Genomic DNA, 7891 nt, shown 5'->3' on the forward strand with positions numbered 1-7891 from the left:
AATGCTTAGTTGGTAAAAATGAATCAGTATCATGGATGGCAAAGACTTGAGCCCAATACCGTATCTGTCTTGAAGAAATTGAATATTGTTTTGCTAAGTAGAGAGATGACGTGCCATCTAAGTATTGCTTAGCAATGATACATTTTAGCTCTCGGCTATATTTGGACATAAAAAGACCCCCAATAATTGGTGTCCAACTATTGGGGGTCAGTTCAGAATGGCAGGCTTTTTTTGTATAACAAACAGAGCTCAATAAATGAATACAATAAATCGAATAAAGGAAAGTAAAGTGGCTGAATTTAAATACAAAGATCTTTCTCAAGAAGAGCAAGACAAGCTGGATGCAGCGACCTTTCGTCGTCTGTTAACACACCTAGATGATAACAAAGACGTGCAGAACATTGACCTGATGATCTTAGCGGGCTTCTGTCGTAACTGTTTCAGTAAGTGGTACAAAGCGGAAGCCGAGCAACAAGGCCTAGATTTGAATATCGATGACGCACGTGAGCGCGTATATGGCATGACTTACGATGAGTGGAAACAAAACCATCAACCTAAAGCAACACCAGAGCAACTGGCCGCATTTGAAGCGAAACAGAAGCCTGAGTGATTTTTATCGCAAGTGTTTGATTAATTTAAACAAAAAAGAGCCTGTCAAGGGCTCTTTTTTATTGTGGCATCAGTGGTTACTCTGTGGTTATGCCAGTTCACCCGTTTGCGAGAAAGCTTCTAGCTTCGCTGCATAAGGTTGTAGGTCACCGATATTCAGATTTACCCACTCGTCATTGAAGTAAGTGTCTAGGTAACGCTCACCGCTGTCACACAGTAAAGTCACGATAGAGCCTGTTTCGCCACGCGCTTTCATCTCACTGGCTAGCTGAAGCACACCGTACATGTTAGTACCGGTTGATGCGCCAACCTTGCGACCAAGAATGTCAGATAACCAATGTGTCGTTGCGATACTGGCTGCGTCTGGGATTTTACGCATTTCGTCAACCACACCAGCAATGAAGCTTGGCTCTGCTCGTGGGCGACCAATGCCTTCAATCTTACTGAATGTACTGCCTTTCACGTTCGCATTGCCGGTTTGGAAGTATTCGTGGAATACCGAGTTCTCAGGGTCGACAACACAAAGCTTAGTTTCATGCTGTTGGTAGCGAATGAAGCGGCCAATCGTCGCTGAAGTACCGCCAGTACCTGGGCTCATGACAACCCAAGTTGGCACTGGGTGATCTTCCATCTGCATTTGGTTGAAAATAGAGTTGGCGATGTTGTTGTTACCACGCCAGTCGGTTGCGCGCTCAGCGTAAGTAAATTGGTCCATATAGTGGCCATTCAGCTCTTCGGCTAAACGACGAGATTCATCGTAAATCTCATCGGATCGGTCAACGAGATGTGCTTGGCCGCCGTAGAATTCTATCTGCTCAATCTTCTTCTTCGCTGTGCATTTTGGCATTACGGCAATAAACGGCAGGCCAAGTAGGCGAGCAAAGTACGCTTCAGATACCGCAGTGCTACCTGATGAAGATTCAATGATTGTTGTTTCTGGGCCAACCCAACCGTTACAGATAGCATATAAGAATAGAGAACGCGCTAAACGGTGCTTTAAAGAACCGGTTGGGTGTGTGCTTTCATCTTTAAGGTAAACATCAATGCCTTCGATACTTGGTAGATCGAGCTTGATAAGGTGCGTATCCGCTGAGCGTTGGTAGTCGGCTTCAATTTTACGAATTGCGTTGTTAATCCATTGATGGTCAGTGCACATAAGCGTTCTCCTGATCGAGTGTAGGAATTCTTTGTAATAGGTATGGTTCTAATTTATCTATAACCCGAGAGAAAAACTTTGCCATATTTGCTTTGTTTTGCTTAAATTGTAGAAAATTATTCTCTTTAAATGCGATTTGGTGAAAGTGTGATAGATGCCGTAGATAAAAAAATATTAGGGTTACTGCAAGAAGACAGCACGCTGTCATTGAACGATATTTCGGAAGCGGTCAATCTCACCACAACGCCTTGTTGGAAAAGGCTTAAGCGGCTCGAAGAGAACGGTATTATTGAAAAAAGAGTCGCACTGCTGAATCCGGAAAAACTGGATCTTTCCTTTACTGCTTTCGTATTAGTGAAAACCAGTGATCATTCTCATGAGTGGTATGGTCGTTTTGTGAGTACGGTGTCGGAATTTTCTGAAGTGATGGAGTTTTATCGTATGGCAGGTGAGTACGATTATATGATGAAGGTTCAAGTGAAAGACATGAAGCGTTTTGATGATTTCTATAAGCGCTTGGTCAATAGCATTGAAGGTATTTCCAATGTGACCTCGACGTTTGCGATGGAACCATTGAAGTATACGACAGCGCTTCCCCTCTAACTCTGAGTTTAATATCAACATTATTATGGTTTAATGGTCGCCTCTGCGATTAAAAAGGAAGATTCATGTTTGCAAAAGTTTCGACGGCTATCCAATTGGTATTAGCGATCGCCATTTTTTATTTAGGCTACTCCATCTACTCATTGACCAATAAAGTCGGGGAGATCGTCGACACTTATCCGCAGGTGATCAAAGACGTATCGGTATTGACTAAGGATTTGAAAGTTGAAGAGTGGTTAGCCTTTGCTGAACATTTGGATGAACTTGCTCCTCACGTATTAGACACCGTTGAAAATGTCAGACAAACGGTTGAACAAGTCAATCAAACCGTTTCATCCGTCGATAAAAAAATACCGACGATTTTGGATGAAGTGAAAAATGTCCGAACAGAAGTTGAGCAGGTAAGGACGGATGTCATTCCCCCAACATTGGCGGAATTAAAACACTATCGTGAGGATGTGATGCCGCCAATGCTTGCTGAAAGTAAATCCTACCGCGAGCAAACCATCCCCGTCATTATTTCTGAATCCCAAAAGCTAAGGGCTGAAGTACCTCCGATTTTGGTGCAAGCAAATGCGCTTGCTGATAAGGGGGAAGCACTGGCTCAAGGGGCTGCGGAAGGGGCAGTGAAAGGGGTTGTGTTATCGCCATTTAACCTGTTGCGAGATGCCAGTGATGGCATCAAAACACGGGTGCAGAGTGAATTCGAATCAACGTCTGAGAGTGAATAGCGTTTACGAGTTATGGCTTTCGCCTTGTGGTGAGAATGACAAAAAAGAGGCTAGATATACCTAGCCTCTTTTTTTACTTAACGGATGCTTATTTGGGTATCCACAACCGCTATCTACACAAAGTGCAGTTTATTGCTTAGTGCAGTTTATTATTTAGTGAAGCGCATTACACCTTCTTGTACTGCCGTTGCCACTAACTCACCTTTTTGGTTAAAGATCTCACCGCGTACTAGCCCGCGAGTGTTCGCCGCTGTCGGGCTTTCAATCGCATAAAGTAGCCATTCATCCATCTTAAACGGTCGGTGAAACCAAATAGAGTGGTCAATTGTCGCCACCTGAAAATTTGGCGTCATAATCGACACTTCATGAGGATGAAGCGCCGTCACTAAGAATCCCCAATCAGATGCGTATGCTAACAAATACTGGTGAATTAATTGGTTGTCTGGCAGCGCACCGTTCGCTCTTATCCAAAGGTACTGTTTTGCTTCCGCCTTTTTAGGTTTCAGTGGGTTAACGACAGTGACAGGGCGCATCTCAATCGGCTTTTCACCACAAAAGGTTTTACGCAGCTTCTCGGGTAAAAATTCGGCGATATGACTTGCGAGTTCCGTTTCTGATGCAAAATTCTCGGGACCCGGGATATCAGGGATTGTGTTTTGGTGTTCGAAGCCCGGCGCATCGCCATGATAAGAAGCGGTTAGATAAAAAATAGGACGACCATTTTGAATGGCTTTAACACGACGAGTACTAAAACTGCGTCCATCTCTTAGGTTTTCTACATCATAGATAATCGGTTTCTCTGGGTCGCCAGGGTATAGAAAATAACTATGGAACGAATGAACACTACGGTCGTCTTGAACAGTATAGCGAGCAGCAGAAAGCGCTTGTCCCAACACTTGACCACCGTAAACCTGTGGTAGACCTAGATTCTCACTTTGCCCACGGAATAAACCCTCTTCTAGTTTTTCTAGCTGAAGTAAACTTAGTAATTCTTGTAAAGGTTGACTCATCGCCAGCATTCCTTTTCGTAAAATGAGTGTCAGATTAGTGCGATAATCGATTAGTTTWGTCAAATATCTGTTAATAAATCATAGGGTTTCGAGACAGAATATGAAAGCTCTCTTATAATTAAGCCGTAGATTTGTCGATTCCGGCAAACATGTTGAGAGAAATTAAATATGAAAAAGACTCTAATTTTAATTATGTCTTTATTATCGTTTGGTCTACTTGTTGGTTGCCAAACAACATCAGAAACCAACGCTTCTCAAGAGACCGTAGCAGAGTTTACTCAAGCAATTTCAGGAACCGTAAGCTACCGCGAAAGAATCGCCTTGCCAGAAAACGCAATCATTACCGTCACCCTAGAAGATATTTCACTTGCTGACGCACCATCAACGATTATCGCAACTCAAGAATTTACGGCTGACGGCAAGCAAGTGCCTTTCGCGTTTGAGTTAGCTTATGATAACGACAAGATTCAAGCGAATCACCGTTACAACATACGTGCATCGATTCATGTTGATGGCAAACTGCGTTTCACGACAGATACCATAAAATCAGTGATTACCGACGTAGAAAACACGCAACAAGCAGACTTACGCTTGGTCAGTGTTCGTTAATGGTCAGTGGAAGCCAATACTAAGGCATTTTGATTGATGTGTTTCGATGAATGGCAGCTCTAGGGCTGCCATTTGTATATTCTGAGTTTGACTTTTCCTGCGTCATTAACTTCAATGCCCTCTTCGATAAGATGCTTTTTTTGTCGACCAAACGAATCACCTTTCAAAGAGATCTCGCCTTTACTGTTGATCACCCGATACCAAGGCAGTTTGCTACCTTCTGGCAGGTTACCCAACGCTTTACCAACCTGTCGTGCATAGCCCGGAAAACCTGAAAAACGTGCTATGTCTCCATAAGTGGTGACTTTCCCATAAGGAATTTGGTGAATCACAGCAAAGATTTGGCTTAAAAATTGGTCCATACTAAATGTTCCTAGTTCATAAATACCAATCACAGTAAGTAAGTGTTCAAAAATAGCGCAGGGAAAAAGCTTGAGAGCAAGACAGATTTTTTCGATAAGTAGTTATTCTACAGTCAAAAAATCTAACGAGGTTATCGAGTTTTTTAACAAGCTAGGGTGACCAGTTAATTACTACGATTGGTATGGTACCACGGATCGGTAGAAGGAGAGGGCTATGGTATTTATAACATTTCAATTCTTGATAACCACATTATTAGCGGTTGTCTGTGCCAGAGCAATCAGTTTAAGCGAGGGAGATATCCCCGTACTAGCAATGGTCATCCCTGCTTTATGGATCTTACCGCAGGGGGGCATCGCAGGATTAGTTTTGCTTGTTTCCATGACGATTTATGGCTTAACGCTACCCCTGCAACCTATCACACTTTCTGTCAGTGCATGGGTGTTATTCCCACTGCTTATGGTCATTTTTTCTAAACGAAGTAGTTTGTCGGTCGTGATGACATCTGGCTTGATCGTAACGACTTTGCAGGTCGGAATCATGGTGACACAATCAGCCGGTAAGCTTGGTGGCACTCCTTGGGCAACGGCGTTACAAATTTTCGCCATTATTATGATTTGGTGGGCAGCAAATCACCTTAAACCCGCCAGTCGACACAGTTGGTGGTCATTGATTTTGATACTCCCATTATGGATAGCCGACTTGCCTTACGCGGCTTTGGTTGCTTTGTGTGTGACAGGTATTATGGCATCGATGGAAGCATTAACGCGTTTGAAAACTTTTCGTTGGAACAAACTATTGTGTTGGACTTTACCCACCGCCGGGTTTGCTGCGTTAGTGATTACACCAAGCATCGATGTGCCAAGCTCGGTATTTGTGGTGTGGTTGTGTTTATTAGGGACAGCATGGATGACCGATTACATCATTCGCACCGAAGATAACGAAGACATCGATATCTAACACGATAGAAATCCCAGTTCTTCTAGCGTTAGTAAATGGTGGTTTTACCTACGATTCTTTCATGGTTTGAATAAAGGATAAGCACTTAGACCGCAATTGTTTAAAAATAGGTGGGAAGGGCTTGCAATGGTTGCTGTGATGCTTAATAATCCAGTCACTCTTTAAGGCAAGCCTTTAAGAAAAAGAATCTATGGGGGCCTGGTCCTCCCGCAACAATAACTTGTGAACTCGGTCAGGCCCGGAAGGGAGCAGCCGCAGCAAGCGACTTGTGTGCCGGGATGTGGCTGGGTTCCCACCCATTTGAAGTGTCGCTGAAACCATATCCTGTCCCAAAAAAACTATAACCTGTCCTTTTAAAAGTCATAAAGTGTCCTATGCTTTATTTAGTTGTTTTCTTACAACAATAATAGGGACGCGTATGTATATTCGTAATCTTCGTAAACCATCACCGAATAAAAATATCTTTAAGTTTGCTAGTGCAAAGAACAAAGATACGATTATGTGTGAGGGAAGCCTAGAAAAAGATTGTTGCTACCATTTCGAGTACGATGCTGATGTTGTGAGTTTTGAATCGCAACCTAAAGGGTTTCTCTACGAATTTGATGGCAAGCAACTACCTTATACCCCTGATTTTTTTGTTATTTATACAGATGGTTGTTATAGTTTTGTTGAAACTAAACCCTATTTAAAGACATTAAGTAAAGAATTTAAACTTAAGTTCCGAGCACGTAAGCAAGCAGCAAAAAAGCTTGGGTTTGATTTGATATTGGTTACAGACAAGCAGATTCGGACGGGTTATTTCTTAAAAAATAGTGAAATGGTGCATCGCTACAGTGGGTGTATTGAAGGAGACTCGCTAACAGACGCTGTTCTAGAAGAGCTTCTGATTTCAAAAGCTATCAAAATTCATGAACTAGCCCAAAGGGTCAGTTTTTCTATAGGAGAGGTTTTTGCTTCGGTTCTTCGATTAATTTCTGTTGGAAAAGCTAGAACAGATTTTGACTTAGAGATGCTAAATGAAAATAGCATTATTTCGGTTAGCTAAATGAGTCGGCATTTTAAGGATGAATTCGACCCTATACACTCTGAAGATGCTGAACAGGAATTTTTGTCACTACCTGAGACGAAACGCACCCAACTCCAGTATGACTCGCTTGATAATACAAAGACTTATGAACGAGATTTGGCTTCATTCCCACCGGAACAAAAAGAAAAAGCGCTACAACGGTATAAATTGCTTTGTTTGGTTCATAAAGATCTTAAAGGTGGGTGGACTCCAAAAAACCTCAATCCGCTTATTGATCAGCATATCGATAAAACTTCGCTTGCTAAGCCAAGTTATAAGACGCTAATAAGGTGGCATCAAGCATTCAGTGGCAGCCATGGAAGTTTTACAAGTTTGGTCGATAAGAATTATTTGAAGGGAAATCGAGAACCAAGGGTTACTGGAGATGAAGTATATTACGAAAGAGCTTTAGAGCGGTTTCTAGATGCTGTTAGACCTTCAATAAATGCAGCGTATCAAGTCTATTGCGACGAAATAATAATAGCGAACGAAACGATAATTTCTGGAAAAATACCGTATGCGCCCCATAATCCCACGGGGCGTTTTAATTTCAGTGTGAGACGTTCCAAGGCAGAAGAGAGTTAATATCAGGCTCTGGCTTTGCCAGTTCTTTCATACATTTGACCATGTAATCGTAGAGTATCAGTCCGTTCGCTTTCGCCGTCTCGATGATGCTATACAGCAAAGCACTCGCATCAGCACCAAGCGGATTCGTCGAGAATAACCAATTTTTTCTGCCAATGACCAGCGATTTGATTGCGCGCTCTGCTCGGTTGTTGTCGATAGA

General features: G+C 42.5%; 11 protein-coding genes, 1 other RNA gene and 1 pseudogene. 8 read left to right on the forward strand and 5 right to left on the reverse strand.

Annotated features, from left to right (window positions below):
* A pseudogene (locus tag L4B77_RS18605) lies at positions 1 to 169 on the reverse strand (helix-turn-helix domain-containing protein); the annotation flags it as partial.
* Positions 170 to 289: 120 nt separating this feature from the next.
* Here L4B77_RS18605 and L4B77_RS18610 point away from each other — a divergent pair.
* On the forward strand, positions 290 to 610 hold the full coding sequence (locus L4B77_RS18610; protein WP_261839232.1) for a DUF1244 domain-containing protein: 321 nt from the start codon (positions 290 to 292) through the stop codon (positions 608 to 610).
* 87 nt (positions 611 to 697) lie between these two features.
* Here L4B77_RS18610 and L4B77_RS18615 read toward each other — a convergent pair whose 3' ends face one another.
* Positions 698 to 1765 carry a PLP-dependent cysteine synthase family protein gene (locus L4B77_RS18615; RefSeq protein WP_261839233.1) on the reverse strand — a complete coding sequence of 356 codons (1068 nt, stop codon included), beginning with the start codon at positions 1763 to 1765 and terminating at the stop codon, positions 698 to 700.
* A 129-nt stretch (positions 1766 to 1894) separates the two neighbouring features.
* On the opposite strand from L4B77_RS18615, the gene L4B77_RS18620 reads away from it, so the two are divergent.
* Both L4B77_RS18620 and L4B77_RS18625 read left to right on the forward strand, forming a co-directional pair.
* Complete coding sequence (locus L4B77_RS18620; protein WP_429752258.1) at positions 1895 to 2368, forward strand: Lrp/AsnC family transcriptional regulator; 474 nt, start codon at positions 1895 to 1897, stop codon at positions 2366 to 2368.
* 65 nt (positions 2369 to 2433) lie between these two features.
* Entirely contained in the window at positions 2434 to 3099 is a 666-nt protein-coding gene (locus L4B77_RS18625) for a hypothetical protein (RefSeq protein WP_261839235.1), read from the forward strand.
* A 149-nt stretch (positions 3100 to 3248) separates the two neighbouring features.
* Here L4B77_RS18625 and tesB read toward each other — a convergent pair whose 3' ends face one another.
* Positions 3249 to 4109: an acyl-CoA thioesterase II gene (tesB, locus tag L4B77_RS18630; protein ID WP_372041671.1), complete on the reverse strand. Its 861-nt coding sequence runs from the start codon at positions 4107 to 4109 to the stop codon at positions 3249 to 3251.
* A gap of 168 nt (positions 4110 to 4277) precedes the next feature.
* Here tesB and L4B77_RS18635 point away from each other — a divergent pair, with 168 nt between their 5' ends.
* Positions 4278 to 4718, forward strand: coding sequence for a YbaY family lipoprotein (locus L4B77_RS18635; protein WP_261839237.1), 441 nt, complete (start codon positions 4278 to 4280; stop codon positions 4716 to 4718).
* 59 nt (positions 4719 to 4777) lie between these two features.
* Here the strand turns inward: L4B77_RS18635 and L4B77_RS18640 are convergent, their stop codons facing one another.
* Positions 4778 to 5080 carry an MGMT family protein gene (locus tag L4B77_RS18640; RefSeq protein WP_261839238.1) on the reverse strand — a complete coding sequence of 101 codons (303 nt, stop codon included), beginning with the start codon at positions 5078 to 5080 and terminating at the stop codon, positions 4778 to 4780.
* 214 nt (positions 5081 to 5294) lie between these two features.
* On the opposite strand from L4B77_RS18640, the gene L4B77_RS18645 reads away from it, so the two are divergent.
* The 4 genes from L4B77_RS18645 to L4B77_RS18660 all read left to right on the forward strand — a co-directional run bounded on the left by L4B77_RS18645 (position 5295) and on the right by L4B77_RS18660 (position 7689).
* Positions 5295 to 6038, forward strand: coding sequence for a VP0952 family biofilm-associated protein (locus L4B77_RS18645; protein ID WP_429752261.1), 744 nt, complete (start codon positions 5295 to 5297; stop codon positions 6036 to 6038).
* 196 nt (positions 6039 to 6234) lie between these two features.
* Positions 6235 to 6331: signal recognition particle sRNA small type (ffs, locus tag L4B77_RS18650), an RNA gene on the forward strand.
* Between the two features lie 125 nt (positions 6332 to 6456).
* Positions 6457 to 7083, forward strand: a complete 627-nt coding sequence (locus tag L4B77_RS18655; RefSeq protein ID WP_429752263.1) for a TnsA endonuclease N-terminal domain-containing protein — start codon at positions 6457 to 6459, stop codon at positions 7081 to 7083.
* The gene (locus L4B77_RS18660; protein WP_429752265.1) at positions 7084 to 7689 is read left to right on the forward strand and encodes a hypothetical protein; all 606 of its coding nucleotides are present in this window, start codon (positions 7084 to 7086) and stop codon (positions 7687 to 7689) included.
* Here L4B77_RS18660 and L4B77_RS18665 read toward each other — a convergent pair.
* Positions 7655 to 7891, reverse strand: a 237-nt coding sequence (locus L4B77_RS18665; RefSeq protein WP_429752267.1) for a transposase domain-containing protein, incomplete at its 5' end; no start/stop codon positions are given. The genes L4B77_RS18660 and L4B77_RS18665 overlap by 35 nt on opposite strands.

The sequence above is a fragment of the Vibrio minamisatsumaniensis genome, from assembly GCF_050337445.1.
Classification (GTDB): Bacteria; Pseudomonadota; Gammaproteobacteria; order Enterobacterales; family Vibrionaceae; genus Vibrio; species Vibrio artabrorum.

Coding starts and splice junctions, on each gene's coding strand:
- L4B77_RS18645 (WP_429752261.1), top strand. CDS start 5,295: ATGGTATTTATAACATTTCAATTCTTGATAACCACATTATTAGCGGTT.
- L4B77_RS18640 (WP_261839238.1), bottom strand. CDS start 5,080: ATGGACCAATTTTTAAGCCAAATCTTTGCTGTGATTCACCAAATTCCT.
- tesB (WP_372041671.1), bottom strand. CDS start 4,109: ATGAGTCAACCTTTACAAGAATTACTAAGTTTACTTCAGCTAGAAAAA.
- L4B77_RS18625 (WP_261839235.1), top strand. CDS start 2,434: ATGTTTGCAAAAGTTTCGACGGCTATCCAATTGGTATTAGCGATCGCC.
- L4B77_RS18635 (WP_261839237.1), top strand. CDS start 4,278: ATGAAAAAGACTCTAATTTTAATTATGTCTTTATTATCGTTTGGTCTA.
- L4B77_RS18660 (WP_429752265.1), top strand. CDS start 7,084: ATGAGTCGGCATTTTAAGGATGAATTCGACCCTATACACTCTGAAGAT.
- L4B77_RS18615 (WP_261839233.1), bottom strand. CDS start 1,765: ATGTGCACTGACCATCAATGGATTAACAACGCAATTCGTAAAATTGAA.
- L4B77_RS18655 (WP_429752263.1), top strand. CDS start 6,457: ATGTATATTCGTAATCTTCGTAAACCATCACCGAATAAAAATATCTTT.
- L4B77_RS18620 (WP_429752258.1), top strand. CDS start 1,895: ATGCGATTTGGTGAAAGTGTGATAGATGCCGTAGATAAAAAAATATTA.